Below are 26,582 nucleotides of genomic sequence, written 5' to 3' on the forward strand. Positions count from 1 at the left end.
CCGTAGCACAATATATCCATAATTGCTACTCAAAAACACCATTTACATGCCTACATACTGGACGCAAAATCGCCGCTTTTTTCAACAAAGCCAAATACTTACCTGACTCTGTCAGGGGTAACTTCGGACTAGTACTGGGAATCGCAGGTCGCTGATACATCCGTCATCCCGAGCGCGGCGAGGGATCTCCCGCGTGGGACGCAGTACGCCATTCGCAGGAGATCCCTCGCTTCGCTCGGGATGACAGTCACGACTCACCTTCTACCGATAGCTGGTACTAGCGCCTCGGGTTCTCCAGGCCGCGCACCAGGGTTTCGACCATGGTGTCGAGCAGCTGCTTGCGGTCGGCCCAGGGGAACTCGGGGCGGGCGATCAGCAGCGCGACCAGGCCGTGACAGGCGGCCCAGATGGTCTGCGTGGCCACGGTCACGTCCATGCGGCGCATGGCACCCGCCTGCACCATGCGCGCGACCTGCTCGCGAAACAGCGTGAAGGCCTGCAGGCCGGGTGCCTGCTCGCTGAACGGCTGCGAGAGATCCTTGTGCTGCGGCGACTTCAGCATGGCGTGGCTCACCATGAAGGTGAGCTGGTATTCGTCGGGATTCTCGAGCGCGAACGCCATGTAGCCGCCGATCAGGCGGCGCAGCAGCCCCAGGTCCGGCGGCGAATCGCCGACGGTCTGGCAGAAGCGCCGGGAGAGCTCCTTGAACGTGGCCGTGCACAGCGCCTCGAGGATCTCCTCCTTGCTCTTGAAGTAGACATAGAGTCCGGTCTGCGACAGCCCGACCTGCTCGGCGAGCTTGCGCGTGGTGACCGTCTCGTAGCCTTCCGACACGAACAGCGCCTTGGCGGCTGCCAGAATCTCGCCATGCCGCTCGTGGCCCAGCCCACGCGGCTTGCGCCCACGCGGCGCCGGCGCCGGATGCCGCCGCGGCGGTGGTGGTTTCTTGGTCGTTGCGCGCGGTAAGGCCATCGGCTCCCTGCTGGGCATTGGTTTGTCGGGTTGACGCCACTAATCACTGAACATGAATGTACGTTCAGCAACACGACACGTCCAGGAAGCCGTCTCGCAACGCAGCAAGAACAAGGCCGTCATCCCGAGCGCCCCTTCGACAGGCTCAGGAGAGGGATGCGGGAAGACGCACAGTGCGCCATTCGCGGGAGATCCCTCGCTACGCTCGGGATGACAGTTACTTTCAGAAGAACACCGTCAGATTCTTCGCCAGCAGCACGTTCTGGTCGAGGATGATCTCGCGGCGCGCCAGCTTCCAGGCGCCGTCGACCCGGCGCAGCGTGTCGGTGCGCTTGCCGACGAAGATGTAGGTCTCGGTCTCGACCCGGTTCTGGTAGACGAGGAAGCGGCTGCGTGCCGTCACCGTCTGCGGCGCGGCGGCCGAGGGCAGCGCCTCGAGCAGCTGCACGTTGCTGACCATGTGGCAGATGCGCGACAGCGGCTCCTCGGCCCAGTGCACGCCGGTCATGATCTGCTCGCAGCGCTTGGCCAGCGTCCACTTGTCCTCCTCGAACCAGCTGATGTCGCTGCCTTCGCGGGTGTTCTCGCGCGCCGCGTGCTCGCCCGCCTTCACGTTTCGGCGCATGGGCATGAAGTAGACGAGATCGTCGGCCAGCAGGTCGAGCCACGCCGTGTAGCGGCGCTGGTCCAGCAGTTCGGCCTCCTCGTAGAGGAACGCCGCGACCTCCTCCTTCAGGAGGTAGAAATCCAGGTCCCGCGTCGGGCGCGGCGTGGCGGCGGCATCGTTCATGCGGGCGGCTCCTGCGGGGGCGCGTCGGGCCGCGGCGGGATCGGGCCGCCCTGATGGGCGAAGCAGCCGACATCGAGCACCGTGCCCGAGATCGTGGCCGCCTCGTCCGACAGCAGGAAGGCCACGGCCTGGGCGATATCCTCGCCCACCGCCACGCGCCCGGCGGCCGTGCCCGCGACGCTGCGGCTGGTGAAGCGCCGCACATCGCCGCCGGCCCGGCCGACGCCCATGCCCGACACGATGCCGCCGCCGCCCGGCACCACGGTGTTGACGCGGATGCGCTGATGGAAATGGTCGTAGGCCAGCGCCGCGCCGAGCGCGAACAGCCCGCCCTTGCTGGCGCTGTAGGCGGCCATGTTCGGCTTGCCCCAGCCGGCGCCGGAGCCGATGTTGACGATGGCGCCGCCGCCCTGGCCGATCATGTGCGGCAGCACCGCGCGGCAGCAGAGATAGGCGCCCTTCAGGTTCACATCGATGATGCGGTTCCACAGGTCCTCGGGCGTGTCGAGCACCGTGCCCAGCGGCCCGATGGCGGCGTTGTTGACCAGCGCATCGATGCGGCCATACCTGCCGGCGGCGAACTCCGCGACCCGGGCGACGTCGCCGGCCCTGGACACGTCGGCCTCCAGCACGTCGGCCTCCAGGCCATGCGCCGCCAGGTCGGCACGCAGCAGCGCGCTGCCGCCGGCTGCCGTGCTCGAGGGCTGCGGCGCATCGAGCCCGAACGCCACGACCTGCCAGCCGCGCTGCGCCAGGGTGACGCTGATCGCCTTGCCGATGCCGAACGTGCCGCCGCTGACGATGACGACGCGCATGAGGCTCACTCGGCGGCGGCGCGGCGTGGCGTGCCGTCGCGCCGCCCCATCAGCACGTCCCAGTCGCGGCCGGCCAGATAGTCCGACCAGCGGGCATAGAAGCGGCGCGAATTCTCCTCGGTGATCTGCACGCTGACATGGCCGGCGACGGGGTCGTCGTCCTTCCCGGCGCCCATCGACTGCTGATAGTTCAGAGGATAGCGCCGGGCGATGACGCCGCGCGCGCCTGCCGTGGCGTAGTTCCAGTTCTCCATGTCATCCTGCTCGGTCATGCCGGCCGGGCCGGAGTAGCGCATGTAGAAATGGCGCAGCAGGTCCTTGACCTCGGCCGGTGCATCCTTGTCGACCAGGAAGATGCGCCACACCTCGGTCGATTCGGGGCCGTGCGGATGCCACATGCAGATCGAGCGCGGCTGGCGGCCGTGATAGGAGCTGTTGGGGAAGATCGTGCCCACGAACGGCAGCAGGCGCGACTTCTCACCCAGGCGGCGCTGGCGCTCCTCGTAGCAGTGGCGGAAATACTCTTCGATGACCGGGGTGTCCCTGAACGCCTCGGCATAGGGCATCATCGCCGGCTGGATGGCGCTGTGGATGCCGTGGCCGGCCGGGAAGCTGACCCAGACATGCTGCGCGCCCTTGAGCTCGTCATCGCGCCTTCCCTTCGTGCCCGACCGGGCGCTGGGGCCGATGCCGATCATGTCGACCGAGCGATGGCTGGGGTTGTGGTAGGTGTCGCCGCAGAAATTCTCGGCCGGCAGCTTCCAATTGCACGGGATGATCCATTTGTGCACGCCGAGGAAGGCCTCGGAGCCGCCCTCGCGCCCGTCACGGCAATCCAGCGCCAGGTCGAGATGCTCCTTGGCGGCGCCGAGATAGTCGAGGAAGGGCGGCGCGTCCTTGTCCCAGGTGGCCCAGATCGTGCCCTTGTAGTTGGCCATCTGCGCCACCTCGATCAGCGACCACTTCGCGCGATCCATGCCGGGATAGAGCGTGTCGTATTGCGGCACGCCCACCAGCTGGCCATCGGTGGCGTAGCTCCAATGGTGGTAAGGGCAGGTGAAGTGCGTGGTGTTGCCTTCATCGTAGAGGCACACCTTCATGCCGCGATGCCGGCAGGTATTGAGCAGGACGTGGATCCCGCCCGCCTTGTCGCGGCTCAGGATCACCGATTCGGCGCCCATGCGCGAGACGAAGTAGTCGCCCGGGTTGGGGATCAGGCTCTCGTGGCCCACGAACAGCCAGGCCCGGGTGAAGAGCGTTTCCAGCTCCTGCTGGTAGAGATCCTTGTTGACGAACAGCTCGCGACTGATCAGGCCGTTGCGCGTGTCGACCAGCCGGTCGGTGTCCAGGCGCGCCATCCGCTTCCTCCATCTTGTTGGCGCGATGATACGCCGGCCGGGCCGGCTCATGAACCCTGCGGTTGCGGGGCAGCCCTGCGCCAGCCGGCGCCAAGCCGCCGCTACTCCCAAATGGCAATATCGTGCGGCCGGCCGAAGGGCGTACGAAGGTTGCCGCTCGCAATGTTGGGGGGTCCGGGACGCGCGGGCGTGCCGGCGGGATCATGCTGCGCCTCAAGCTCTATCCGATCACCATCAGCGGCTCGACGCTCGACGAGGACTTCCGCTCCATCGTCACCGCGATCGGGCCCTGGCTCAGCGCCAGGCAGCAGGACTGGCTGCTCCGGCGCTCGAACCGGCTTGACTTCGTCAACGATCCCCGGGCGCCGGCCCAGCGCTACGAGGAGGATATCAGGGCGCTGATCGAAGCCCATCTCCTGCGCACCGAGATCGGCAAGACGCTTTTCGGCATGCTGCCCAAGGATCTGCGGATCTGGATCATCCCCTACGATTCAATGGCCCAGACGTCGTTCGGCGCCTGCAATGCCATCACCAGCCAGATGAGCAGCCGGCTCAGCGACGGCGTGCGCATCCTCTACTCGCCCGAGACCTGGGCCTACTCGGCCTGCGGCCGGCTGCCGGGCTATCGTGCCGACGAGACGCTCTTCCATGAGATGGTCCATGCCTGCCGCCTGGCCCGCTTCGGCTTCGAAGGCAACAACCACGAGCCGTTGCGCGACAACAAGGATCACGAGGAGTTCCTCGCGGTCCAGATGAGCAACGTCTACCGCTCAGAGGGCAACGCCAGGACCTTCAACCACGCCTACATGACCAGCAAGCTGGGCACCCAGGCCGAGGTCGAGCGCACGCTGTCGGCCCCCGATTTCGTGAAGGCGATCGAAGACTTCCTGGACGATCCGTTCGTCGCCGCCGTCGCCAGGATCAACACCGCCTTCAATCCCTTCCGCGACATCGCGCGCCTGAAGGCGCAGGCCGAGCAGCTGGAGCAGCAGCGCAAGCAACAGCAGCAGCGCCGGCGCAAGTGATGCCACGCTCCCCAATGCAGGGCATTCGCATATGACCTCGCTGTCATCCCGAGCGCCAGCGAGGGATCTCCTGCGGCAAGGCGCACGGTGCGCAATTCGCGGGAGATCCCTCGCTACGCTCGGGATGACGGCAGAGGCATATGCGAATGCCCTGCTCCCAAATGGGAGTATCGACGATCCCCCGGCGCCCGCATGGTGGATCCGCGGCCGCCGCGACGAAGGTCGGCGGTGCGCGACCAGGCATGGCGGAGGCTTTCATGGCGCAAGCGCCCCTCGTTCGCCCGCGGGGCATCTACGGCGACCCGCCACGGGCGCGGATCGGCGCGTATGGCGGCATCGGCCTGTTCGGGCAGGTCGACACCACGGCCGACGGTGTCGTCTATTTCATCCAGGCGATCGTGCTCAGAGGCCCGGACAGCCTGGCCCCGGCGATCCGCCACGCGCGCGACGCGCATCGCTACATGATCGTGAGCGCGGCCGAGTTTGCCCGCCGCCGCGGACAGTGGCTGTTCAGGCTGCATGGCGTGCAGGCCGGCCCCGAATTCCGCGCCCACGCCGACCGGCTGGCACGCACGATCGGCATCGTCGGCTCGGGCATGGCCATCGAGCCCGACTACGAGGTGGCCCTCGTGGTGCCCAAGGTGCTGGCCTGAGTTCGGGACGCGATCTCACGGCATTCCGGGGCGATCGCATCCGCCACGCTGTCATCCCGAGCGCCCCTTCGACAGGCTCAGGAGAGGGATCTCCCGCGAATGGCGCACCGTGCGTCCTGCCGCAGGAGATCCCTTGCTGCGCTCGGGATGACAGGAGGGCCATATCCGGTGCTAGGCTCGGGATGCAGTCCCGGAGGAAGCACCATGCAGGAACGGATGATCGGCGCGGTCAAGGTCACGCGCGTCGAGGAGATGATGGGGCCGGGCTTTCCGGCCAGCCAGTTCTTTCCCGAATTCGACGCCGAGACGTTCAAGGCGCAGGAGCATTGGCTGGCGCCGCGCTACTATGATCCGCCCAGCGGCAAGCTGATGACCAGCATCCATAGCTGGCTGGTGCGCACCGAGCGCCACACGATCCTGATCGACACCTGCAGCGGCAACCACAAGCCGCGGCCGGGCATGCCGCGCTTCGACATGCTGAACTCGCCCTGGCTCGAGCGCCTGGCCGCGGCCGGCGTGGCGCCCGAGGCCGTCGACTTCGTGATGTGCACGCATCTGCATGTCGACCATGTCGGCTGGAACACGCGACTCGACAACGGAACCTGGGTGCCGACCTTCCCCAACGCCAAGTACCTGATGTCGCGCGCCGATCACGAGCACTGGCAGAAGGTCGCCCGCACCCAGGATGCCCCGGCCTTCGAGCGCAACACGTACAACGACTCCGTCCTGCCCGTGGTCGAGCAGGGCAAGGCCGTGATGATCGACGATGGCCATGCCTGCGGCGACTGCCTGACCGTGCGCGCCGCCGACGGCCACACGCCGGGCCATGTGCGCGTCGACCTCGCGTCCCAGGACCGCCGCGCTGTCTTCTCCGGCGATGCGCTGCACAACCCGGTGCAGGTGCCGCTATGGCGCTGGAACAGCGTGTTCTGCACCGACCGCGACCAGGCGCGCCGCACCCGCCACGGCATCCTGGCGCACTGCGCCGAGACCGGCGCGCTGCTGATGCCGGCCCACTTCGCCGCCCCGCACGCGGCGCGCATCAAGGCCAAGGGCGATGCCTTCGAGCTCGATTGGGATTGGGAGACGCGGTAGCGCATCTGTCATCGCGCTCCAGGGTGCACGGGCGGAGCACATCCGGTCGCAGGAATATTCAACCGGCGCAGCAGCTCCTCGAGGATGGGCCGCTGGCCCTTGAGGATCTTCATCGCCGCCTGCGGTGCGGCGAACCACGCGATCCTGTCGATCTCAGGCACGTCCTGGACCTTGCCCGAGCGCGGCGGCCATTCCAGCTTGAACGTGTTGCTGCGGAAGCGGGCGATATCGAGGTCGCACTCCACGGCCCAGGCGTGGACGGTCTTGCCGCCCGGCTGCTTCACCGGGTCCAGCGCGATGAAGTCGCCCTCGGCGCGCAGGCTCGTCTCCTCGATGAACTCACGCCTGGCGGTGTCGAACGGCGCCTCCCCTGGTTCGGGGATGCCCTTGGGGATCGACCACGCGCCGTCGTCCTTCCTGGCCCAGAACGGCCCGCCGGGGTGCGCCAACAGCACCTCCAGGGCCCCGTTCACGCGGCGGAAGACGAGCAGCCCCGCGGTGAGCTTTGCCATCTACCTGGACACCTTCTTCATCTCGTCCAGCACCTTGATCACGGCCGGTGCCAGGTGTGCGACCACGGTATCGACGCCCTTGGCATTGGGGTGGATGCCGTCGGCCTGGTTGAGGTCCTGCACCATGGCCACGCCGTCGAGCAGGAACGGCAGGAGCGCCACGCCGTGCTTCGCCGCCAAGCGCTCGTACAGGCCATCGAACTTCGCGGCATATTCCGGGCCGTAGTTGCGCGGCGCCTTCATGCCGCACAGCAGGACCGTGGCGCCGGCAGCCTTGGTCCGGGTGATGATCGCGTCGAGGTTCTTCTCGGTCTCGTCGGGATCGAGCCCGCGCAGCGCATCGTTGGCGCCCAGCGCCACGATCACCAGCTTCGGCTTGTCGCCCAGGGTCCAGTCCAGCCGCGCCAGGCCGCCGGCCGAGGTGTCGCCGGAGACACCGTGGTTGGCGACGCTGACGTCGCGGCCGGCCGCCTTCAGGGCCTGCTCCAGCCGGGTCGGCAGCGCCTGCTCCGGCGGCAGGCCGAAGCCGGCGGTCAGGCTGTCGCCCAGCATCGCGATGCGCACCGGCTGAGCCTGGGCCACCGTCACGCTGGCGCAAAGAAAGGCAACGGCGAACCAAAGCGCCGCCGCGAGGGAAAACCCGCTTCTTCCCCGCCGCACGCGCGCAGAGGAGCCGTTGACCCGGCCGGCGCAATCGCCATATCCCAGGCCGGCGCCTGCCGCCGCCAAAGAGCCCGATTCGCCTGCGAGCCTGCCGCCCATGATGTGTCCGCCATCGAAAGTCGCCGCATGATCCGCCTGCGCGACGTGCACCTAGACATGGCGAGCGCTGCCGGCACGGTCAACATCCTGCGTGGCATCGACCTGGACGTCCCCACCGGCGGCAGCACGGCCCTGGTCGGGCCCTCGGGGGCCGGCAAATCGAGCCTGATGATGGTCGTGGGCGGCCTGGAACGGGCCACGGCGGGCACCATCGAGGTCGCGGACACGGCATTGCAGGGCATGTCCGACGACGCGCTGGCGCGCTTCCGGCGCGACAACCTGGGCATCGTCTTCCAGGGCTTCCACCTGATCCCGACCATGACGGCGACCGAGAACGTGGCCCTGCCGCTGGAGTTCGCCGGCGTGGCCGACGCCTTCGCCCGCGCCGAGGCGGCACTGCGTGATGTCGGGCTGGGCCACCGGCTGACACATTATCCGGCGCAGCTCTCGGGTGGCGAGCAGCAGCGCGTCGCCGTGGCCCGCGCCTTCGCCACGCGGCCCAAGCTGCTGCTGGCCGACGAGCCGACCGGCAACCTCGACGGCGCCACCGGGCGGCAGGTGATGACCCTGCTGTTCGACCTCACGCGCAATGCCGGCGCCACCCTGCTGCTGATCACGCACGACCCCGGCATCGCCGAGCAGTGCGACCGTGTCATCCACATCGCCGACGGCCGCATCGCGGCCGATACCGTCAATTCCCTCTCCCCGCGCGAGCGGGGAGAGGGAGGGGCCCACGCCGCAGGCGTGGGAAGGTGAGGGGTATGTCCGATCAGTCCCGACTTTCGGGCGCAGAGTCTGATCGCTCGTACCCCTCACCCTCCCATCGTGCTGCGCACGATGGGCCCCTCCCTCTCCCCGCTCGCGCGGGGAGAGGGGAAGTGGCGTCATGGCGGCTGGCGGCGCGGATCGCGGTGCGCGAGCTGCGCACGGGCCTGGCCGGGTTCCGCCTGTTCCTGGCCTGCCTGGCGCTGGGCGTGGCGGCGATCGCCGGCATCCTCTCGATGTCGCGCGCCGTCGAGGAAGGGCTGCGCGCCGATGCCCGCCTGCTGCTGGGCGGCGACGTGGCCGTCACCCAGTCCTACCGGCCTATCACGGCCGAGCAGCGCGCCGCCCTCGCCGAAGGCGCAACGCAGGTCACCGACTGGATCGAGATGCGCGGCATGGCGCGCGCCGACACGCAAGGCGCACGGCCGAGCCTGGTGCAGATCAAGGCGGTCGACACCAACTACCCGCTGGCCGGGCGGCTGGAGCTGGTGGGCGGCGGCGATGTCGAAGCGCTGCTGAAGCCGCGCGACGGCGTCTTCGGCGCGGTGATGGAGGAGATCGGCCTGCGCCGGCTGGGCATCGCGGTCGGCGACGAAATCCGGGTCGGCGACGCCACGCTCGAGGTGCGGGGCATCATCGCGCGCGAGCCCGACCGCGGGCTGGGCCTGTTCGGCATCGGGCCGCGGCTGATGATGGCGCGCGATGCGCTGCCGCGCACCGGGCTGCTCCAGCCCGGCAGCCTGATGACCTATGAATATCGCGTGCTGCTGCCGGCGGGCACCGCCTACCGGCCCTGGATCGGCGACCTGCAGCGCCGCTTTCCCGAGGCCGGCTGGCGGGTGCGCGGCCTGAACGACGCCGGCAACGGCCTGCGCGCCTGGGTCGACCGGCTGACGCAGTACCTGGCGCTGATCGGCCTGGCGGCGCTGCTGGTGGGCGGCGTCGGCGTCGGCAATGCCGTCGACAGCTTCCTGCGCGCACGCTCCCGCACCATCGCGATCCTGAAATGCCTGGGCGCGCCGGCCGGGCTGGTCACGCGCATCTACTTCCTGCAGCTGGCGATGCTGGCCAGCGTCGGCGTCGCGATCGGCCTGGTGGTCGGCGCGCTGCTGCCCTATGCGGCGCAGGGGGCGATGGGCGACCTGCTGCCGGTGCAGGCGCGGGTGGCGCTCTATGTCCGGCCGCTGGCCAGCGCCGCGGTGTTCGGGCTGCTGGTGGCGACGCTGTTCGCGCTGTGGCCGCTGATGCGGGCCCGCCACGTGCCGGCCTCGACCCTGATGCGCGGCGCGGTGGCGACCGACGAGCCGCGCCCCGGCTGGCGCGATGCCCTGCTGATCCTGGGGATGGTGGCCGGGCTGGCCGCCTTCACGGTGATGACGGCGCCGGACCGGCGCATCGCGATCTGGTTCGTGGCCGGCGCGATCGGCGCCTTCATCGCCTTCCCGCTGCTGGCGCGGCTGGTGATGGCGCTGGCGCGGCTGGCCGGCCGGCCACGCTCGGCGGCGCTGCGGCTGGCGCTGGCCAATATCCACCGGCCCGGCGCGCCGACGCCGACCGTGATGCTGTCGCTGGGGCTGGGGCTCACCGTGCTGGTGGCCACGGCGCTGATCGAGGGCAACCTGCAGAACCAGATCGGCCAGCGCCTGCCCAAGGATGCCCCGGCCTTCTTCGTGGTCGACCTGCAGCCCGACCAGGTCGAGCGCTTCCGCGACCAGCTCCAGGCGCAGCACGTGCAGCGCATCGAGCAGGTACCGATGCTGCGCGGACGCATCTCACGCATCGCCGGCAAGCCGGTGCGCGAGCTGGCGATCCCGCAGAACGCGCGCTGGGCGGTGGAGAGCGACCGCGGCCTGACCTACGCCACGACCGTGCCGGAAGGCAGCAAGGTGGTGGCCGGCCAGTGGTGGCCGGCGGATTATAGCGGCCCGGCATTGATCAGCTTCGATGCCGAGCTGGCGCGCGCCTTCGGCATCGGCGTCGGCGACAACATCACGATCAACATCCTGGGCCGCGAGGTCGAGGCCAGGATCGCCAACCTGCGCCATATCGACTGGGGGACGCTGGGGATGAACTTCACGTTCATCTTCGCGCCGGGAACGCTGGAGAAGGCGCCGCAGACCTTCCTCGCCACGGTCTACGCCAACGGCAGCACCGAGGAAGCGGCCTACAAGGCCATCACCGACTCATTCACCAACGTCACCGTGGTGCGGGTGAAGGACGCGCTCGAGATCGCGGCCCAGATCCTGGGCAATATCGGCCTGGCGGCGCGCGTGGTGGGCGTCGTCGGCATCGTCGCCGGCCTGCTGGTGCTGGCCGGCGCCATGCTGGCCACGCAGCGGCGGCGGGTGCACGACACGGTGGTCATGAAGGTGCTGGGGGCCACCAGCGGGCGCGTGCTGCGGGTCTTCACCTACGAGTTCGCGGCCCTGGGCCTGGTGACGGCGCTGGCCGCCACCGGCGCCGGCACGCTGGCGGCCTGGCTGGTGGTGCGCTTCGTGATGGCGCTGGACTGGACGTTCCTGCCCGAGGTCGCCGTCGTCACCGCCTTCGGCGCCATGGTGCTGACGCTGGCGTTCGGCCTGGCCGGTGCCGTCAACGCGCTGCGCCAGCGGCCGCTGGGCCTGCTGCGCAACGAGTAGCCGCGACGGCAGCGGCCGATGCGGCTGCGGCTCCCGGGAGAGCCGCAGCGCCTCACATTGTGTCACGCCTGCTGGGTCACGCCTGCTGGCTGATGACGCCCGCCTTGGTCAGCTCGGCGACCTCGGCTGACGAGAAGCCGTGCTCGGCCAGCACCTCGGCGGTGTTGCTGCCGCGCTTGGGGGCGGCGCCCTGCACTTCCTCCTTGGTGCGGCTGAAGCGCGGCGCCGGTGCCGGCTGCATGAAGCCGGCGACATCGACATAGGCGTTGCGCGCCTTGGCCGCCGGATGATGCGGCGCCTCGCTCATCGTCAGCACCGGCGCGAAGCAGATGTCGCTGCCCTCCATGATGGCGCACCACTCGTCGCGCGTCTTGGTCTTGAAGATCGCCTCCAGCCGCGACTTCATCTGCGGCCAGGCCGCACGGTCGTGCTGCGCCGGCAGCTCCTGCCCCTTCAGGCCGGTCTTCTCCAGCAGCAGCTCGTAGAACTGCGGCTCGATCGAGCCGATCGAGACGTACTTGCCGTCCTTGGTCTCGTAGGTGTCATAGAAGTGCGCGCCGCCATCGATCATGTTGACCTCGCGCTCCTTGTCGTTCCAGAGGCCGGCGCCGTTCATGCCGAAGATCCCGCCCATCAGCAGCGCCGCGCCATCGACCATGGCGGCGTCGATCACCTGGCCCTTGCCCGACTTCTGGGCCTCGAGCAGGCCGCACACCATGCCGAAGGCCAGCAGCATGCCGCCGCCGCCGAAATCACCCGCGAGATTGAGCGGCGGCACCGGCTTCTGGCCCTTGCGGCCGATGGCATGCAGCGCGCCGGTGAGCGCGATGTAGTTCTGGTCATGGCCAGCCGCCTTGGCCAGCGGCCCGTCCTGGCCCCAGCCCGTCATGCGACCGTAGACCAGCTTGGGATTGCGCTTCAGGCACACCTCGGGGCCGATGCCCAGGCGCTCGGCGACACCGGGGCGGAACGGCTCCATCAACCCGTCGGCCTTGGCGCACAGGCGCAGCACCACCTCGGCGCCTTCCGGCTTCTGCAGGTCGACCGCGACGGACCGGCGGCTGCGGCCATGGACGTTGAACTTCGGGTCGGCGATCCGGTCCGGAAGACGTGTCTTGACCCGATCGACGCGAATGACGTTGGCGCCCATGTCACCCAGCATCATGGCCGCCATCGGCCCGGGGCCGATGCCCGCCACCTCGATCACCGTGTACCCCGTCAGCGGTCCTGACATTGCCGTCTCCTTGTGTCTTAGTGTTGTTCTGATATCGGAATATCGTTCTTATACTGGATGTTAATGGCTTGCCTTCCGCCTGGGACGCAACCCAAACCGCCGATACGCCGCGCATGCCTGATATGACACCGCGCGCCGCGGCCTCATGACCTCTTGGCCGCGACCGCGCGGCCATCATCCGGGGCCGCATCCTGACCGAGGATCAGGTTGCGCAGGTCGCCCTTGACCACCTTGCCGGTGAGGTTGCGGGGCAGCGACGGCAGGAAGACGAACCGGCGCGGCACCTGGAAGCGGCTGAGACGCTGGGTGCAGAAGCCGGCGACGTCGATATCGGCCGGTGCGCCCGATCCCGGCCTGAGCACGATGGCGGCGCAGATCATCTCGCCCCAGGCGCGGTCGGGCAGGCCGACGCAGGCCACCTCGGCCACCGCAGGGTGGCGGGCGATGACATCCTCGACATCGGCGGCCGGCACGTTGATGCCGCCTGTCTTGATGATGTCGCGCTTGCGGCCGACCAGGAACAGGAAACCCTCGTCGTCGAAGCGCCCGAGGTCGCCCACGCTCACCATGTCGCCGCGCCGGGTCTCTGCCGTCAGCTCGGGCTCGTTGAGGTACTCATCGTATTGCGAGGCGCCGCGCACGCAGATCTCGCCGACCGCGCCGGTCGCGACATCGTGCCCGTCGTCGTCAAGCAGCCGCACCTCCGAGCCGAAGAACGTGCGCCCGATGCCGCTGGCGGTCTGATCGCGCAGGATGTCGCGGCCCTTGAGGTTGGCGTAGGGACCCGACTCGGTCGAGGCGGCGTAGGTGCTGAGCACGTAGCCCAGCTTGTCGACCACGGCCGCGCGCGTCTCGTAGGACAGGGCGCCGGCGGCGTTCTGGATCAGGCGCAGCGACGGGCATTTCAGGCTGGCAAAGCCTTCATAGTCCACCAGCCGCTGCACCAGGGTCGGGATCATGAAGGTGGAATTGATGCCTTCAGCCTCGAGCAATCCCGCGACCCGCTGCTCGTCGAAGTCCGGCTCCAGATACAACGTGGCGCCGAGATAGAGCGGCAGCAGGCTGTAGCCATAGCCGTAGGACAGGCACAGCGGCATCACGCCCAGCGTGCGGTCGTCCTGCGTGAAGCCCTGCTCGATCGCCCGCGCGCTCAACCCCCAACGGGCGCGCAGCGCCCCCTTGGGCCGGCCCGTGGTGCCCGAGGTATGCAGCAGCGCCAGGTTGGTGGCCGCTGTCCAGTCGAACGCCAGCGGCCGCGCAGCGGCGATCAGCGTGTCGATCGCGTCAGGCGCGGCGCCGGATGCCGCCGGGCCGAGCGACAGCAGGCGCGCCTGCGGCAGCGCCTGCGACAACAGATCGGCATGGCCGCCATAGCCCGGCCCCAGCACCACCACCTTGGCGGCGCTGTTGCGGGCGATGAAGGCGATGTCGTCGTCCTTGAGGCGGTAGTTGATCGGGGCCGGGCTGGCGCCCAGCCCGAGCGCGGCGAGCATCACCGCCAGCATGTCGGGATGATTCTCCGACAGGAGGCTGACGCGGTCGCCGGCGCCCACGCCCTGCGCTGCCAGCAGCGCGCCCAGCCGCGCCACACGATCGTAGAGCTGGGCGTAGGTACAAGCCTCGCCCGCGAACACGATGGCGGGCTTGCGGGGATAGCGGCGCGCGTTCAGAAACAGCGCGCGCGTGTAGAGCATGTCCATGTGGTGATCCTCATGCGCACGGCATCAGTCGAGCCTGGCGCCCGACTGCTCGATGATCGTCTTCCACTTGCTCTGCTCGGCCCGGATGAATGCGGCGAAATCTTCGCCAGCCAGATTGAATGATGCACCGCCGAGCCTCCTGATCGTCTCGACGACAGCCGGCTCCTGGAGGGTGCGGCTCACCTCCGCCTGCATGCGATCGACGATCGGCTTGGGCGTTCCGGCCGGGAAGAACATCCCGATCCAGGCCACGGCCTGTGCTTGCGGATATCCCGCTTGCCCGCCTGGATGTGGGGAAACGTCGATGCCGTGAAGTCCAGGCTCAGGTCGACCTGGCCGCCCAGCAGATCGGCCATCGCCGGCGTGCTGCCCTTGTACGGCACGTGCAGGAACTTGACGCCGGCCGTCCTCTGGAACAGCTCGGAGACCAGGTGGCTTGACGTGCCGTTGCCGGCGGATGCGATCGACAGCTTGCCGGGGTTCTGCCGGGCGTAGTCGACGAGATCCTTGAGTGTGCGATACGGCTGATCGGCCCTCAGGACCAGGCCGGTCGAGATCGACAGGAGGGAATGGACCGGAATGAAGTCCTTGGCCGGATCGAACTTCAGGGATTTGTAGAGATACTGGTTGGCGGCGTGCGTGCCCTGCGTGCCCATCAGGATCGTGTAGCCGTCCGGTGCGGCCCGCGCGACGAACTCGGTTGCCAGGTTGCCGCCGGCGCCGCCGCGGTTGTCGATCAGGACACGTTCGCCGAGCCGCGCCGTCAGCCTGTCGCCGATCACGCGTCCCAGCTGGTCGATGAGCCCGCCCGGCGGCGCGGGGTTGACGAAGGTCACCGGCTTCGAGGGATACACACTTTGTGCGAGAGCTGATGGCGCCGTCGCGATGGCGGCCGCACCGACCAACGGGCCAAGCACCCTGCCGGCACGGCGGCCAATCCGACACATCAGGTCATGTAGACGACGACGCATGTTCCCACCCTTCTGCCTGTTGCTGCTGGCTGTGGTTCCGGCTCACTGGAGCTTGGCGCCCGAGCGTTCGATGATCGCTTTCCACTTGCCGTGCTCGGACTGCGTGAAGGCGGTGAACGCCTGGCCGCCGATGTTGAACGGCGTGCCGCCGAACTTGCGGATCGCCTCGAGCACGCTGGCCTCCTGCAGCGCGCTTGCCGTCTCCGCCTGCAGGCGCGCGACGACCGCGGCCGGCGTCCCGGTGGGCGCGAACAAGCCGATCCAGGCCACCGCCTCGGCCTGCGGGTAGCCCAGTTCGGCGATCGTCGGCACATCCGGCAGAGTCGACAGCCGTGCCGGTCCGGTGACGGCCAGCGCGCGCAGCTTGCCGGCCTGGATATGCCCCAGGGTCGTGGCTGCGAAATCGAAGGCGAGATCGACCTGGCCGCCCAGCAGATCGGCGATCGCGGGCGCGTTGCCCTTGTAGGGCACGTGCAGGAACTTCACCCCGGCAGCCGTCTGGAACAGCTCGCCCACCAGATGGGTCGACGTGCCGTTGCCGGCCGACGCCATCGACAGCTTGCCGGGATTCTTCTTCGCGTACTCGATGAGGTCCTTGATCGACCGGTACGGCCGCTCGCTGTTCACGACCAGCACGGTCGAGATCGAGATCAGGGCCTGGATGGCCACGAAGTCCTTGGCCGGATCGAACCGCAGCGATTTGTAGAGATACGGGTTGGACACCTGCGTGCCCTGGGTGCCCACCAGCACGGTGTGGCCATCGGGCGCCGCACGGGCGACGAACTCGGCCGCCAGGTTGCCGCCGGCGCCGCCGCGGTTGTCGATCAGGATCCGCTGGCCCAGCCGTTCCGACACCCGGTCGCCGATGACACGCGCCACCTGATCGGTGATCCCGCCCGGCGGCGCCGGCACAACGAACGTCACCGGCTTGGCCGGATACGCGTCCTGGCCCTGGGCCGGCGCGACGGCCGCAACGGCGAGCGCCGTCAGCATTCCCATGACGATGCCGGGCCGACGGCAAGTCAACACCTTGATTCCACGCATATTTCCATCCCTATCTCGATGATCTGTCCGCATTTGCCGCCGAATCTTGATTGACGATTCCGATATATCGGAATATTGTACGGCTAATCGGATTCATTGCCTTATTTGGCGGCGACGTCAAGGGGCCGATGACGCAGCCATCGAAGGACAGCCATGCCGACCCTGATTCCAGCGGCCAGCCGTGCGCTTGCAGTGTTCGAGGTGTTCGCGCGCGAGAAGCGCGAGCTGTCCAATTCGGACATGGCCCGGTTCCTGTCCGTGGCCGACAGCAGCTGCTCGGACCTGCTGCACACCCTGCATTCGCTGGGCTACCTGATGCGCACGTCGCGCACGCGCCGCTTCTATCCCACCGGACGCCTGCACGAGATCGCACGCCAGATCGCCGAGAACGACCCGCTGACGACGGTGGGCCGCGAGGCGGTGGAGCTGCTGGCCGAGCGCGCCAACGAAAGCGCCTCCTTCGGGATCATCGACACCACGGCGGTGAAGGTCGTGGCGGCGCAATCCAGCAAGCACCCGCTGCGCTACATCTTCGATGTCGGCGAGCGGGTCGCCTTCCATGCATCGGCCCTGGGCAAGGCCCTGCTGGCGCTGCTGCCACGCGAGGAGGCGCTGGCGGCGCTGCAGCGCCGGACGCTGCGCCAGGTCACACCGCACACGATCACCAACATCGACCAGATCCTCGCCCAGCTCGAGCAGGGCCGCGAGCGCGGCTGGTACGAGACCCGCGGCGAAGGCACCGAAGGCGTCACCGCGCTCGCCGTCTCGGGCCGGCTGGGCGGCCAGCCGGTGTCGATGTCGCTGGTCGGCCCCACCGAGCGCATGGAGCGCAACCGCGAAGCCTATCTGCGGGTCCTGCAGGACGTGCGCCGCACCATGCTCGCGGGCGACTGACACGCCTCACGCATCGCCATCAGGAGACATCATGGATCTGGGACTCAAGGATCGCGTCGCCATCGTCACCGGCTCGGCGCGCGGCATCGGCGCGGAGACGGCGCGCATGCTGGCCAGCGAGGGCATGGCCATCGTGGTCAGCGACATCGACGGCGACGGCGCCGTGGCTGCGGCCAAGGCGATCGCGGACAACGGCGGCAAGGCGATCGGCGTGCGCTGCGATGTGCGCCGGGAAGAGGATGTGCGCGCCATGGCCGGCGCCGGCCGTGACGCGTTCGGGCGCATCGATGTGCTGGTCAACAACGCCGGCCTGGTGAAGGACCGCAGCCTGCTGAAGATGGACGAGACCGACTGGGACCTGGTGCTCGACGTCACGCTGAAGGGCGCGTTCCATTGCTGCCGCGCCGTGCTGCCGGCCATGCACGAGCGCAAATGGGGCCGCATCATCAACATCACGTCGCGGGCGCTGTTCGGCAACCCCGGCCAGGCCAACTACTCGTCGGCCAAGGCCGGCCTGGTGGGCTTCACGCGCGCGCTGTCCCTGGAGCAGGCGCGCAACGGCATCACCGTCAACGCCATCGCGCCCGGCTTCATCGAGACCGAGTACATCCAGAGCCTGCCCAACTACGCCCATGTGCGCGACAACGCGCTGGCGAAGAACGCGGTGCCGTTCGGCGGCGAGCCGCGCGACATCGCCTCGGCCGTGGCCTTCCTGGCCTCGGCGCACGCCCGCTACATCACCGGCACCACCCTGTTCGTGACCGGAGGCCGCTATGGATGAGATCGACGCCGACGGCCTGTCGCCCGAGCAGCGCCTGCTGCGCGACAATGTGCGGCGCTACCTGAAGGAGCATCTGGCGCCCCTCGTCCAGAAGAGCGAGGCGGAGAAACGCTTCCCCTTCGAGGCCATGACCGGGCTCGCCGATTTCGGCTATTTCGGCGGCTACCTGCCCGAGGATGCCGGCGGCCTCGGCCTGGACTACCTGACCTGGGCGGTGCTGATGGAGGAAGCCGGCTACTGCTGGCTGTCGCTGCGCGTGCTGCTGAGCGGGCTGAACATCGTTTCGGGCATCATCAACACCTGCGGCACCGAGGTGCAGAAGGATCGCTTCATGCGGCCGCTGCTGCGCAACGAGCGCCGCACGTTCGTGTCGATCTCCGAGCCCGGAGTCGGCTCGAACGTGGCCGAGATCAAGACCCGCGCCGACAAGCGCGGCGACCGCTACGTGCTGAACGGCAGCAAGCTGTGGATCACCAACGGCATGTTCGCTGATTTCGGCATCGTCGTGGCGCGCACCTTCAGCGACACCTGCGATGGCGGGCTGTCGCTGTTCCTGGTCGAGAAGGCGCAGACGGCGTTCGAGCAGCGCCCGGTCGAGACGATGTTCGTGCGCAGCACCGGCACGGCCGCCTTCACGTTCGAGAACGCCGAGGTGCCGGCAGCCAACCTGCTGGGCCGCGAGGGCGAAGGCCTGAAGCAGGTCCTGATCGGCCTGAATTTCGGCCGCCTGAACGTCGCCATGGGCGCCGTCGGCGCGGCTCAGTGCGCGCTCGACCTGTCGATCGAGTACGCCCGCGCCCGCACCCAGTTCGGCCGCCCGATCGCCTCCTTCCAGCTGGTGCAGAAGCACATCGTCGACATGACGATGAAGACGCAGGCCTCGCGCGCGTTGGGCTATCGCGCCGCACGCGCCATGCAGACGGGCCAGGCGCGCTCGGAATGCTCGATCGCCAAGCTCTACGCCACCGAGGCGGCGCACCAGGTCGCCAACCTGGCGCTGCAGGTGCATGGCGGCATGGGCTACGCCACCGAGTATCCGATCGAGCGCATCTTCCGCGACACCCGCGGCGGCATGATTCCCGAGGGCACGACCGAGATCCAGACCCTGATCATCGGCCGCGAGATCCTCGGCATCTCGGCCCTGACCTAGGCTCGGACCCGTCAGAAGAAACCACAGAGGCACAGAGACACAGAGGCCGCACAGAGAAAGGACGATCGCGCGCGGCGGCGCGCAACTTTTCAATCTCTGTGCCTTCTCTGTGCCTCTGTGTCTCTGTGGTTGCCTTCACGGCAACATCAGGAGACAGCATGAGCAATCCGTCCGTCATCGAGGCCGTGGCGCAGGCGGCCATCTACTGGGAAGACCTGCCGGTCGGCACCCGCTACACCACCTCCTCGCGCACCATCACCGAGGCCGATGTCGCGGCCTTCGCGGCGCTGACCGGCGATTTCAACCGCCTGCATGTCGATGCCGAATACGCCAAGGCCAGCATCTACGGCCAGCGCATCGCGCACGGCATGCTGGTGGCGTCGTTCATGGCCGGCCTCACCTCGCGCTCGATCCCCAACCAGCTGATGGAAGGCGCGCTCTTCGGCGTGCTGCAGAACACGCTGAAGTTCCCCAGGCCGACCTTCATCGGCGACACCATCCGGGTCGAGATCGAGGTCGTCGAGCAGCGGCCCACCAGCCGGCCCGACCGCGGCCTGATCAGCTTTCTGCGCAAGGCCATCAACCAGCGCAACGAGGTGGCCGCCGAGCTCGGCGCGACGTGCCTGCTGAAGCGCCGCAACCCGGCGGTGGCATCATGACCCAGGCCGTCGTGAAGACCGATATCGGCTACACCACCACCGACACCATCATGGTGCGCGGGCTCAACCTCGCGACCGAGATCATCGGCACGTTCGACTTCGTCGACATGATCTTCCACACCATGCTGTCGCGCCGGCCAAGCCCGCAGGAAAAGGCGATGGTCAACGCCCTGCTGGTGACCACGGCCGACCACGGCATCACCCCCAGCTCGCTTGCCGCGCGGCTGACCTATATCGGCGCGCCCGAGGCGCTGCAGGGCGCCGTGGCCACCGGCCTGCTGGGCGCCGGCAGCGTGTTCCTGGGCACGATGCAGAACGCCGCCGAGATGCTGTGCGACGCCGCCCGGCCACTCGCCGCCGACACCGACGACGCGGCAATCCGCGACGCGGTGCGCGACTTGATCCGGCGCCACAAGGCCGAGCGCCGCGCCATCTACGGCGTCGGCCACCCGATCCATGTCGATGGCGACCCGCGGGTGCCGGCGCTGCGCGAGGTGTCGCGTGCCAACGGCTTCTTCGGCGTGCACTGGCGCATGATGGACATGATCGCCGCGGTGCTGGCGAGCGAGCATGGCAAGAAGCTGCCGGTGAACGCCGTCGGCGCCATCGCGGCGATGGTGGCGGCCATGGGGCTGGACCCGCTGATCGCACGCGGCCTGTCGCTGGTCGGCCGCTCGGCCGGGCTGCTGGCCCACATCCTGGAGGAGAAGGAGGCACCCATGGCCCGCGAGGCCTGGGAGCTGGTGCTGCGCGCCGACCCGCGCAACGTGCTGCCGTGATGCAATCCCGCAAGGCGGAACAAGCGTCGCGACGCCCGGTCACCCCGGCCGGGCCGACGGCGCGGCCTCAGTTCACGACCTCGCCCTTGTAGACGCCCCAGACCTTGATGCGCTCGATCCAGCCGACAAGCGGGCCGACCTGCACGCGGCACCATTCGCCGCTGCAGGATTTCACCAGGCAGATCACCTCGGTCTGCAGCCGGGCGATCTCGGTCGCGTTGGTGGCCGGCGTCTTGTAGAGGATCGCCTCTTTGGCCGAGACCGTGACCGAGCGCTTGCCGGTCAGCAGGCTCTGGTGCACCCAGCCGCCCGAGCCTTGCCAGTCGCGGATCTTCCGCCAGTTCTCGTACTCGGCGATGATCTCGACCGGCATGGATTTGCGCTTGAAGACCCAATCGATGGGATAGCGGCTGCCGGGGCCGGTGCGCACGTTGGTCTCGTCCGACCGCAGGGACGCGAAGCGCGGCAGCGGCAAGCCGGTGCCCTTGCGCAGGGGCGGCGGCCCCTCGGCTGTCACCCGCGACCCGAACTGCTGCGCCGGCGCAGGCGACAGGCCTACGAACGCGATCGACAGCAGCACCAGGGACGCCGCGACAGCAGCCGCCTTGACGACGGCGCGGGGCGCGGCCACGCGGGAACGCAACATCTGGAACTTATACCCTATCCCGAGCCGCGCGGCCATTGCAGACCGCCGTGCAAGGGGCCGGAATCGTTGGCGAAATGCTTCCGCGTGACGGCTGGCGGGCGCGCTGGACTCGCGGCACGGCCCTTGCTATTGCCGAGCTGACATCGACCCGGGCGCCGCACGCCGACGCGGCTCCTCAAGACACCCACGGGCCCGCCGGAGCCAATATGCCGTTTGCGCAGAAGAAGCCGCTGGTGATCGTCACCCGCAAGCTGCCCGACGCCATCGAAACGCGCATGATGGAGCTGTTCGACACCCGGCTCAACGCCGACGACAAGCCCCTGTCGCAGGCCCAGCTGGTCGAGGCGGTCAAGCAGGCCGACGTGCTGGTGCCGACCGTGACCGACCGGATCGATTCCAAGGTCTTGGCGCAGGCGGCGCCGAAGCTGCGGCTGATCGCCAGCTTCGGCACCGGTGTCGACCATATCGACCTCGACAGCGCCCGCCAGCGCGGCATCACCGTCACCAACACCCCGGGCGTCCTGACCGAGGACACCGCCGACATGACCATGGCCCTGATCCTGGCCGTGGCACGGCGGCTCGGCGAGGGCGAGCGCCTGGTGCGGGCCGGCAAGTGGACCGGCTGGGCGCCGACAGCCATGCTGGGCGGCCGGATCTGGGGCAAGCGGCTGGGGATCGTGGGCATGGGCCGCATCGGCCAGGCGCTGGCACGGCGCGCCCGCGGCTTCGGCATGACCGTCCATTACCACAACCGCCGCCGGGTCCATCCCGACATCGAGCGGGCGCTGGAGGCCACCTACTGGGAAAGCCTCGACCAGATGCTGGCGCGGATGGACATCGTGTCGGTGAACTGCCCGCACACGCCGGGCACCTACCACCTGCTCTCGGCGCGGCGCCTGAAGCTGCTGCGGTCGACCTCGATCGTGGTCAACACGGCACGCGGCGAGGTGATCGACGAGAACGCGCTGATCCGCATGCTGCGCGGCAAGGAGCTGGCCGGCGCCGGGCTGGACGTGTTCGAGCACGAGCCGGCGATCAGCCCCAAGCTGCTGGAGCTCGACAACGTGGTGCTGCTGCCGCATATGGGCTCGGCCACACTCGAGGGCCGCATCGAGATGGGCGAGAAGGTGCTGATCAACATCAAGACCTTCGCGGACGGCCACAAGCCGCCCGACCGCGTCTTCGCAGCGATGCTGTAGGCTTCAGCCCTCGCCTTCGGTGCCCTCGGCGCCGCGGACCTCGAGCGCATCGCGGGTAGCGCGGCCGACCTGGCCGGCGACCAGCACGATGATCGCCGAGTAGTAGACCCAGACCATGACGGCGGCGAGCGCGCCGGCGGCGCCGAAGGCGCTGGCCAGCACGCTGTGCGCGAAATACCAGGCGATGGCGCTGTTGCCGATCAGGAACAGCACCGCCACCACCGCGCCGCTGATCAGCGCGAAGCGCCAGGGGATCGGCACGTCGGGCAGGAACTTGTAGATCAGCGCGAAGAAGCCGGCCGTGACGCCCAGCGACCAGCCCTCCGATAAGGCCGAGCCGAGATACTGGCCCAGCCACGGCAGGCGGCGCAACACCCCGTCATAGGCGGCGATGGTGGCGGTGGCCGTGAACACCAGGATGAACAGCACGCCGATCACCGCCATCAGCCCCAGCGCCAGCAGCCGCGAGCGGATCTCCGCCAGCACCGGATGGCGCCGCCAGCCGACTCCCGGCCCCCAGATCACGTCGAACGCCGAATCCAGCTCGACGAAGATCGCCGTGCCGGAATAGAGGATCACCCCGACGCTGACGATGGTCGTCCAGGTCGAGCCGCCGCGGAACAGGCCTTCCTGCACGGCACGACGGATCACCTCCAGGTTCTCGACGCCCAGCGCCTCGGACAGGCCCGACATGATCGCCTCTTCCGCCGCCATGTGGCCCAGGATCGGATCGGCGATGGTGATGGCCACCAGCAAGATCGGGCCGACCGAGAACAGGGCGTAGAACGCGATCGCGGCCGCCATCGATGTCAGGCGGTTATCGAAAAAGCCGTTCCAGGTCGCAACGACGATCGTCTTCAGCGTCTGCAGCATGCGCCGCCCGTGTCAGGCCGCAGCGACGAAGCGCGGCACGGCGCGGTCGCCGAAAGGCGCGACCGTGGCCCGCACCCGCGCCCCGATCGCCAGCGACGGATCGGCGTGGGCCATCATGCGCACCCCCTCGTCGAGGTCGACCAGCGCGATGGCATAGGGTGCGAAGGGCTGCAGCGCCGCCGACGGCGGGCGGTGCACGACGGTAATCGAGAAGATCGTGCCGGTGCCGGCCGCCGTGCGCATCGCGACCTTCGCCGAGCCGCAGGCCGTGCAGTGGCCGCGGGGATAGAACTGTGCCGCGCCGCAGTCGGTGCAGGCCTCGTAGCCGATCCGGCCCTCGGCGATCCCGGCCCACCAGTCGCGCGCGATCGGATCGGCGGACACGTTCGTTGCTTCTGTCATGCCTACCTCACACCCGCTCCAGCACCATCGACACGTGCGATGACATCACGCCGCCGTCGCCGTGCACGAAGCCGACCGTCGCGTCCTTCACCTGGCGCCCGTCGGCGCGGCCGGCGAGCTGGCGCTGGGTCTCGACCAGATGCGCCAAGCCACCGCCGACCCCGCAATGACCGAACGACAAAAGGCCGCCATGCGTGTTCAGCGGCAGGTCGCCGTCGACGTCGAACCGCCCGGCCCGTGCCGCCTCGCCGGCGCCGGCGCGGCGCACGAAGCCGATCTCCTCCAGCAGCATGGCGAGCGTGATGGTGAAGGAGTCGTAGACCGCGAGATAATCGATGTCGGCGGTCCGCATGCCGGCATCGGCGAAGGCGCGGTCGGCGGAGGCCTTGGCGCCCATGGCGGCCCAGTCGCGGGCGCAGGAGATGTGCTGGTGCAGATGGGCCTGGCCGGCACCGCGGATGCGCACGCGCGCCGCCGCCGTGGGCTCGCGCGTGATGATCGCGGCGATGCCGCCATCCGACACCGGGCAGCAGTCGAGCAAGCGCAGCGGCAGCGCGATCGGCTTGGACGCCATCACCTCTGCGGCCGTGATCGGCGTGCGCAGATGGGCATCGGGATGCCGGCCGGCGTGACGGCGCATCACCACCGCCAGCTCGGCGAGATCCTCGTCGGTGACGCCGAACTGGTGCATGTAGCGCGCCGCCAGCAGGCCATAATAGGCCGGGATGGTGGCGCCATAGGGTACCTCGTAGTCGGGATGGCCGGCCTGGGCCAGGGTCTGGATCGCCTGGTCGCGGCTCTGGCCGCTGGCACGGTTCTCGGCGGCGACGATCAGCACCGCGCGGCAGCGGCCGCCGTCGACCAGGATCTTGGCCAGCATGGCCATGGCCACGCCGGTGGCGCCGCCGGCCTGCAGGGCATGCGCGTAGGCCGGCTGCACGCCCAGCCGCTCGGCGATCACCGTCGCCAGCATGATGTGCGGCATGGTCGTGGCGTAGCCGGTGAGCAGGCCGTCGATGTCCTGCGGCTTCAGGCCGGCGTCCGCCATGGCGGCCTGGGCCGCCGCGGCCGCCAGGCTCATGGTGGTGCTGCCGTCGATCTTGCCGTAGCGCGTGTTGCCGACGCCGGAAATGAAAGCCATCGCAACTCCTCCTGCCGGCGACCATAGCCCGCCGATGGCGCGCCACTCCAGTGCTGCCCTCATCTCCTCTCCCGCCGTGCGGGAGGGGAAGGGACCCATCGCGTCAGCGATGGGAAGGCGAGGGGTTAGGGACGAGGCATCTTGTCCTTGGGCCCTCACCCGCCGGGCGCTTACGCGCCCGGCGACCTCTCCCGCTCGCGGGAGAGGTTATAAGTCGCTACACTGCGGCATGCTCGAGCCGGTCGCGGTACCGCTTTGGCTGTTCCTGCCGATCGCTGCGTTCGCGCTGTGGTCGCTGCTCGACCGCCTGCTGATCCCCTCTGCGCGCTGGGTGCTGCGGCGGCGCGTCAATCGTCTGATCGACCAGGTCAACCGGCGCCTCCAGGTCGAGATCCGCCCGTTCCAGCTCACCAAGCGGCAGGTGCTGATCGACCGGCTGATCTACGACCCACAGGTCGTCGCCGCGGCCAACGAGCATGCCCTTGCCGCCAAGGTGCCGCGCGACGTCGTGATGAGCGACGTGCGCCGCTACGCCAACGAGATCGTGCCGGCGTTCAACGCCTACTTCTATTTCCGCATCGGCTACCTGCTGGCACGCGCTTTCGCCCGCGCCCTCTACCGGGTGCGCCTGGGCATCGCCGACGACGCGGCGCTGGCCGCGGTCGGCCAGGATGCCACGGTGGTCTTCGTCATGAACCACCGCAGCAACATGGACTACGTGCTGGTCGCCTTCCTCGCCGCCGACCGCACGGCGCTGTCCTATGCCGTCGGCGAGTGGGCCCGCGTCTGGCCCTTGCAGACGCTGATCAAGGCCATGGGCGCCTATTTCGTGCGCCGCGACTCCAACGACCCGCTCTATCGCCGGGTGCTGGAACGCTATGTCCACATGGCGACCGAAGCCGGGGTGGCTCAGGCGATGTATCCCGAGGGCGGATTGACGCGCGACGGCAAATTGCGCCCGCCGCGGCTGGGCCTGCTCGACTATGCCTTGAAATCGTTCGACCCCAGCGGCCCACGCGACATCGTGTTCGTGCCGGTGGGCATCAACTATGACCGCGTGCTGGAGGACCGCACCCAGCTGCGCGCCGCCGACCCTGCCGCCGAACGCCGCAGCGGCGGCTATGCGATCCGCACCACCCTGCGCTTCGCCGGCCGCAACCTGCGCCAGATGCTGGGCGGCAGCTGGTACCGCTTCGGCTACGCCTGCGTGAATTTCGGCCGGCCGGTCTCGGCCCGCGCCTGGCTGGCGCAGCACGCGGCGCAGTTCGGCGGTGATCTGCGGCCGCTGACCCGGGAACGGCGCTTCGAGGCCGTCGCACTGCTGGCCCGCGACCTGATGGATGCGATCGGCCAGGTGGTGCCGGTGCTGCCGGTATCGCTGGTCTCGACCGTGCTGCTGCAGGCCGGGCAGCCGCTGGACGAGCTCGAGCTCAAGGCGCGCTGCCAGGCGCTGGCCGACGCCCTGCGGGCCGGCGGCGCGCGCATCTACGTGCCGCGCGACGACCGCGACTACGCCATCCATGTCGGACTGCGCATGCTGCGCCTGCGCCGCCTGGTCACGGCCAGCGATGAGGGCCTCTACAGCCCGGCCACGGCCGAGACGCCGCTGCTGCTTTACTATGCCAACGCCATCGCCCATCTGCCGCGGGGCCCGGTTGCGCCGGAGGCCCACACTCCCGGCCATTGACGCAGCGCCCGGTCGGGCACACTTTGAGGCTACAG

The 26,582-nt window shown here is 68.9% G+C and carries 27 protein-coding genes; 12 read left to right on the forward strand and 15 right to left on the reverse strand.

Translation table 11 applies throughout. The features are described from left to right. Nucleotides 1–277 precede the first annotated feature (277 nt). The 4 genes from FHP25_RS35685 to FHP25_RS35700 form a co-directional block, all read right to left on the reverse strand. Nucleotides 278–973 carry a TetR/AcrR family transcriptional regulator gene (locus FHP25_RS35685; protein ID WP_178134045.1) on the reverse strand — a complete coding sequence of 232 codons (696 nt, stop codon included), beginning with the start codon at nt 971–973 and terminating at the stop codon, nt 278–280. A gap of 223 nt (nt 974–1,196) precedes the next feature. Next, the gene (locus FHP25_RS35690; RefSeq protein ID WP_147851774.1) at nt 1,197–1,763 is read right to left on the reverse strand and encodes a 3-phenylpropionate/cinnamic acid dioxygenase subunit beta; all 567 of its coding nucleotides are present in this window, start codon (nt 1,761–1,763) and stop codon (nt 1,197–1,199) included. Then, complete coding sequence (locus FHP25_RS35695) at nt 1,760–2,578, reverse strand: SDR family NAD(P)-dependent oxidoreductase (RefSeq protein ID WP_147851775.1); 819 nt, start codon at nt 2,576–2,578, stop codon at nt 1,760–1,762. The genes FHP25_RS35690 and FHP25_RS35695 overlap by 4 nt, the downstream gene beginning before the upstream one ends. A 5-nt stretch (nt 2,579–2,583) precedes the next feature. Further along, nucleotides 2,584–3,936 (reverse strand): aromatic ring-hydroxylating dioxygenase subunit alpha, encoded by a 1,353-nt coding sequence (locus tag FHP25_RS35700; protein ID WP_147851776.1) that lies wholly within the window; start codon nt 3,934–3,936, stop codon nt 2,584–2,586. A gap of 203 nt (nt 3,937–4,139) precedes the next feature. On the opposite strand from FHP25_RS35700, the gene FHP25_RS35705 reads away from it, so the two are divergent. The 3 genes from FHP25_RS35705 to FHP25_RS35715 all read left to right on the forward strand — a co-directional run bounded on the left by FHP25_RS35705 (nt 4,140) and on the right by FHP25_RS35715 (nt 6,709). Next, nucleotides 4,140–4,961 carry a hypothetical protein gene (locus FHP25_RS35705; RefSeq protein WP_147851777.1) on the forward strand — a complete coding sequence of 274 codons (822 nt, stop codon included), beginning with the start codon at nt 4,140–4,142 and terminating at the stop codon, nt 4,959–4,961. A gap of 257 nt (nt 4,962–5,218) precedes the next feature. After that, nucleotides 5,219–5,614, forward strand: coding sequence for a hypothetical protein (locus tag FHP25_RS35710; RefSeq protein ID WP_147851778.1), 396 nt, complete (start codon nt 5,219–5,221; stop codon nt 5,612–5,614). A 204-nt stretch (nt 5,615–5,818) separates the two neighbouring features. After that, on the forward strand, nt 5,819–6,709 hold the full coding sequence (locus tag FHP25_RS35715) for an MBL fold metallo-hydrolase (RefSeq protein WP_178134046.1): 891 nt from the start codon (nt 5,819–5,821) through the stop codon (nt 6,707–6,709). 8 nt (nt 6,710–6,717) lie between these two features. On the opposite strand, the gene FHP25_RS35720 is transcribed toward FHP25_RS35715, so the two are convergent. Then, the gene (locus FHP25_RS35720) at nt 6,718–7,221 is read right to left on the reverse strand and encodes an NUDIX domain-containing protein (protein WP_147851780.1); all 504 of its coding nucleotides are present in this window, start codon (nt 7,219–7,221) and stop codon (nt 6,718–6,720) included. Next, the gene (locus FHP25_RS35725) at nt 7,222–7,983 is read right to left on the reverse strand and encodes an arylesterase (RefSeq protein ID WP_231712598.1); all 762 of its coding nucleotides are present in this window, start codon (nt 7,981–7,983) and stop codon (nt 7,222–7,224) included. 27 nt (nt 7,984–8,010) lie between these two features. Here FHP25_RS35725 and FHP25_RS35730 point away from each other — a divergent pair, with 27 nt between their 5' ends. Further along, the gene (locus FHP25_RS35730) at nt 8,011–8,739 is read left to right on the forward strand and encodes an ABC transporter ATP-binding protein (RefSeq protein WP_147851781.1); all 729 of its coding nucleotides are present in this window, start codon (nt 8,011–8,013) and stop codon (nt 8,737–8,739) included. Nucleotides 8,740–8,861: 122 nt separating this feature from the next. Further along, nucleotides 8,862–11,387 (forward strand): ABC transporter permease, encoded by a 2,526-nt coding sequence (locus tag FHP25_RS35735; RefSeq protein WP_218578841.1) that lies wholly within the window; start codon nt 8,862–8,864, stop codon nt 11,385–11,387. 76 nt (nt 11,388–11,463) lie between these two features. On the opposite strand, the gene FHP25_RS35740 is transcribed toward FHP25_RS35735, so the two are convergent. The 5 genes from FHP25_RS35740 to FHP25_RS35755 form a co-directional block, all read right to left on the reverse strand. Then, nucleotides 11,464–12,621, reverse strand: a complete 1,158-nt coding sequence (locus tag FHP25_RS35740) for a CaiB/BaiF CoA transferase family protein (RefSeq protein WP_147851783.1) — start codon at nt 12,619–12,621, stop codon at nt 11,464–11,466. A gap of 143 nt (nt 12,622–12,764) precedes the next feature. Then, the gene (locus tag FHP25_RS35745) at nt 12,765–14,321 is read right to left on the reverse strand and encodes a class I adenylate-forming enzyme family protein (protein WP_147851784.1); all 1,557 of its coding nucleotides are present in this window, start codon (nt 14,319–14,321) and stop codon (nt 12,765–12,767) included. Nucleotides 14,322–14,345: 24 nt separating this feature from the next. After that, nucleotides 14,346–14,558 carry a tripartite tricarboxylate transporter substrate-binding protein gene (locus FHP25_RS42775; RefSeq protein ID WP_218578843.1) on the reverse strand — a complete coding sequence of 71 codons (213 nt, stop codon included), beginning with the start codon at nt 14,556–14,558 and terminating at the stop codon, nt 14,346–14,348. Next, nucleotides 14,501–15,157: a Bug family tripartite tricarboxylate transporter substrate binding protein gene (locus tag FHP25_RS35750; protein WP_218578845.1), complete on the reverse strand. Its 657-nt coding sequence runs from the start codon at nt 15,155–15,157 to the stop codon at nt 14,501–14,503. Before FHP25_RS35750 ends, FHP25_RS42775 begins: the two co-directional genes overlap by 58 nt. Before the next feature lie 177 nt (nt 15,158–15,334). Beyond that, on the reverse strand, nt 15,335–16,336 hold the full coding sequence (locus tag FHP25_RS35755; RefSeq protein ID WP_218578847.1) for a Bug family tripartite tricarboxylate transporter substrate binding protein: 1,002 nt from the start codon (nt 16,334–16,336) through the stop codon (nt 15,335–15,337). A gap of 153 nt (nt 16,337–16,489) precedes the next feature. Here FHP25_RS35755 and FHP25_RS35760 point away from each other — a divergent pair, with 153 nt between their 5' ends. From FHP25_RS35760 to FHP25_RS35780, 5 genes are all read left to right on the forward strand, one after another. Then, entirely contained in the window at nt 16,490–17,230 is a 741-nt protein-coding gene (locus tag FHP25_RS35760; RefSeq protein WP_147851786.1) for an IclR family transcriptional regulator, read from the forward strand. Between the two features lie 31 nt (nt 17,231–17,261). Further along, nucleotides 17,262–18,011 carry an SDR family NAD(P)-dependent oxidoreductase gene (locus tag FHP25_RS35765; protein ID WP_147851787.1) on the forward strand — a complete coding sequence of 250 codons (750 nt, stop codon included), beginning with the start codon at nt 17,262–17,264 and terminating at the stop codon, nt 18,009–18,011. Further along, a complete protein-coding gene (locus FHP25_RS35770) occupies nt 18,004–19,161 on the forward strand; it encodes an acyl-CoA dehydrogenase family protein (protein WP_147851788.1) in 1,158 nt (385 codons plus the stop codon). The genes FHP25_RS35765 and FHP25_RS35770 overlap by 8 nt, the downstream gene beginning before the upstream one ends. 158 nt (nt 19,162–19,319) lie before the next feature. Continuing rightward, nucleotides 19,320–19,820 (forward strand): MaoC family dehydratase, encoded by a 501-nt coding sequence (locus tag FHP25_RS35775; RefSeq protein ID WP_147851789.1) that lies wholly within the window; start codon nt 19,320–19,322, stop codon nt 19,818–19,820. Next, nucleotides 19,817–20,599, forward strand: a complete 783-nt coding sequence (locus FHP25_RS35780) for a citryl-CoA lyase (protein WP_147851790.1) — start codon at nt 19,817–19,819, stop codon at nt 20,597–20,599. The genes FHP25_RS35775 and FHP25_RS35780 overlap by 4 nt, the downstream gene beginning before the upstream one ends. 67 nt (nt 20,600–20,666) lie before the next feature. Here the strand turns inward: FHP25_RS35780 and FHP25_RS35785 are convergent, their stop codons facing one another. Next, nucleotides 20,667–21,245 carry an SH3 domain-containing protein gene (locus FHP25_RS35785; protein WP_147851791.1) on the reverse strand — a complete coding sequence of 193 codons (579 nt, stop codon included), beginning with the start codon at nt 21,243–21,245 and terminating at the stop codon, nt 20,667–20,669. Nucleotides 21,246–21,451: 206 nt separating this feature from the next. Between FHP25_RS35785 and FHP25_RS35790 the strand changes: the two genes are divergently transcribed. Next, nucleotides 21,452–22,444: a 2-hydroxyacid dehydrogenase gene (locus FHP25_RS35790; protein WP_147851792.1), complete on the forward strand. Its 993-nt coding sequence runs from the start codon at nt 21,452–21,454 to the stop codon at nt 22,442–22,444. A 3-nt stretch (nt 22,445–22,447) separates the two neighbouring features. Here FHP25_RS35790 and FHP25_RS35795 read toward each other — a convergent pair whose 3' ends face one another. The 3 genes from FHP25_RS35795 to FHP25_RS35805 are packed head-to-tail and all read right to left on the reverse strand — an operon-like array spanning nt 22,448 to nt 24,860. Next, a complete protein-coding gene (locus tag FHP25_RS35795) occupies nt 22,448–23,317 on the reverse strand; it encodes a YihY/virulence factor BrkB family protein (RefSeq protein WP_147851793.1) in 870 nt (289 codons plus the stop codon). A gap of 12 nt (nt 23,318–23,329) precedes the next feature. Then, a complete protein-coding gene (locus FHP25_RS42355; protein ID WP_147851794.1) occupies nt 23,330–23,719 on the reverse strand; it encodes a Zn-ribbon domain-containing OB-fold protein in 390 nt (129 codons plus the stop codon). Nucleotides 23,720–23,726: 7 nt separating this feature from the next. After that, entirely contained in the window at nt 23,727–24,860 is a 1,134-nt protein-coding gene (locus FHP25_RS35805; protein ID WP_147851795.1) for a thiolase family protein, read from the reverse strand. A gap of 229 nt (nt 24,861–25,089) precedes the next feature. Here FHP25_RS35805 and FHP25_RS35810 point away from each other — a divergent pair, with 229 nt between their 5' ends. Further along, nucleotides 25,090–26,547, forward strand: a complete 1,458-nt coding sequence (locus tag FHP25_RS35810; RefSeq protein WP_147851796.1) for a 1-acyl-sn-glycerol-3-phosphate acyltransferase — start codon at nt 25,090–25,092, stop codon at nt 26,545–26,547. Nucleotides 26,548–26,582: the final 35 nt, after the last annotated feature.

Source organism: Vineibacter terrae (assembly GCF_008039615.1).
GTDB lineage: Bacteria > Pseudomonadota > Alphaproteobacteria > Reyranellales > Reyranellaceae > Vineibacter > Vineibacter terrae.

Bases quoted from the DNA above. Each gene is read 5' to 3' on its own strand.
- FHP25_RS35685 (WP_178134045.1), bottom strand. From the start codon at position 973: ATGGCCTTACCGCGCGCAACGACCAAGAAACCACCACCGCCGCGGCGG.
- FHP25_RS35690 (WP_147851774.1), bottom strand. From the start codon at position 1,763: ATGAACGATGCCGCCGCCACGCCGCGCCCGACGCGGGACCTGGATTTC.
- FHP25_RS35695 (WP_147851775.1), bottom strand. From the start codon at position 2,578: ATGCGCGTCGTCATCGTCAGCGGCGGCACGTTCGGCATCGGCAAGGCG.
- FHP25_RS35700 (WP_147851776.1), bottom strand. From the start codon at position 3,936: ATGGCGCGCCTGGACACCGACCGGCTGGTCGACACGCGCAACGGCCTG.
- FHP25_RS35705 (WP_147851777.1), top strand. From the start codon at position 4,140: ATGCTGCGCCTCAAGCTCTATCCGATCACCATCAGCGGCTCGACGCTC.
- FHP25_RS35710 (WP_147851778.1), top strand. From the start codon at position 5,219: ATGGCGCAAGCGCCCCTCGTTCGCCCGCGGGGCATCTACGGCGACCCG.
- FHP25_RS35715 (WP_178134046.1), top strand. From the start codon at position 5,819: ATGCAGGAACGGATGATCGGCGCGGTCAAGGTCACGCGCGTCGAGGAG.
- FHP25_RS35720 (WP_147851780.1), bottom strand. From the start codon at position 7,221: ATGGCAAAGCTCACCGCGGGGCTGCTCGTCTTCCGCCGCGTGAACGGG.
- FHP25_RS35725 (WP_231712598.1), bottom strand. From the start codon at position 7,983: ATGGGCGGCAGGCTCGCAGGCGAATCGGGCTCTTTGGCGGCGGCAGGC.
- FHP25_RS35730 (WP_147851781.1), top strand. From the start codon at position 8,011: ATGATCCGCCTGCGCGACGTGCACCTAGACATGGCGAGCGCTGCCGGC.
- FHP25_RS35740 (WP_147851783.1), bottom strand. From the start codon at position 12,621: ATGTCAGGACCGCTGACGGGGTACACGGTGATCGAGGTGGCGGGCATC.
- FHP25_RS35745 (WP_147851784.1), bottom strand. From the start codon at position 14,321: ATGGACATGCTCTACACGCGCGCGCTGTTTCTGAACGCGCGCCGCTAT.
- FHP25_RS42775 (WP_218578843.1), bottom strand. From the start codon at position 14,558: ATGTTCTTCCCGGCCGGAACGCCCAAGCCGATCGTCGATCGCATGCAG.
- FHP25_RS35755 (WP_218578847.1), bottom strand. From the start codon at position 16,336: ATGCGTGGAATCAAGGTGTTGACTTGCCGTCGGCCCGGCATCGTCATG.
- FHP25_RS35760 (WP_147851786.1), top strand. From the start codon at position 16,490: ATGCCGACCCTGATTCCAGCGGCCAGCCGTGCGCTTGCAGTGTTCGAG.
- FHP25_RS35765 (WP_147851787.1), top strand. From the start codon at position 17,262: ATGGATCTGGGACTCAAGGATCGCGTCGCCATCGTCACCGGCTCGGCG.
- FHP25_RS35770 (WP_147851788.1), top strand. From the start codon at position 18,004: ATGGATGAGATCGACGCCGACGGCCTGTCGCCCGAGCAGCGCCTGCTG.
- FHP25_RS35775 (WP_147851789.1), top strand. From the start codon at position 19,320: ATGAGCAATCCGTCCGTCATCGAGGCCGTGGCGCAGGCGGCCATCTAC.
- FHP25_RS35780 (WP_147851790.1), top strand. From the start codon at position 19,817: ATGACCCAGGCCGTCGTGAAGACCGATATCGGCTACACCACCACCGAC.
- FHP25_RS35785 (WP_147851791.1), bottom strand. From the start codon at position 21,245: ATGTTGCGTTCCCGCGTGGCCGCGCCCCGCGCCGTCGTCAAGGCGGCT.
- FHP25_RS35790 (WP_147851792.1), top strand. From the start codon at position 21,452: ATGCCGTTTGCGCAGAAGAAGCCGCTGGTGATCGTCACCCGCAAGCTG.
- FHP25_RS35795 (WP_147851793.1), bottom strand. From the start codon at position 23,317: ATGCTGCAGACGCTGAAGACGATCGTCGTTGCGACCTGGAACGGCTTT.
- FHP25_RS42355 (WP_147851794.1), bottom strand. From the start codon at position 23,719: ATGACAGAAGCAACGAACGTGTCCGCCGATCCGATCGCGCGCGACTGG.
- FHP25_RS35805 (WP_147851795.1), bottom strand. From the start codon at position 24,860: ATGGCTTTCATTTCCGGCGTCGGCAACACGCGCTACGGCAAGATCGAC.
- FHP25_RS35810 (WP_147851796.1), top strand. From the start codon at position 25,090: ATGCTCGAGCCGGTCGCGGTACCGCTTTGGCTGTTCCTGCCGATCGCT.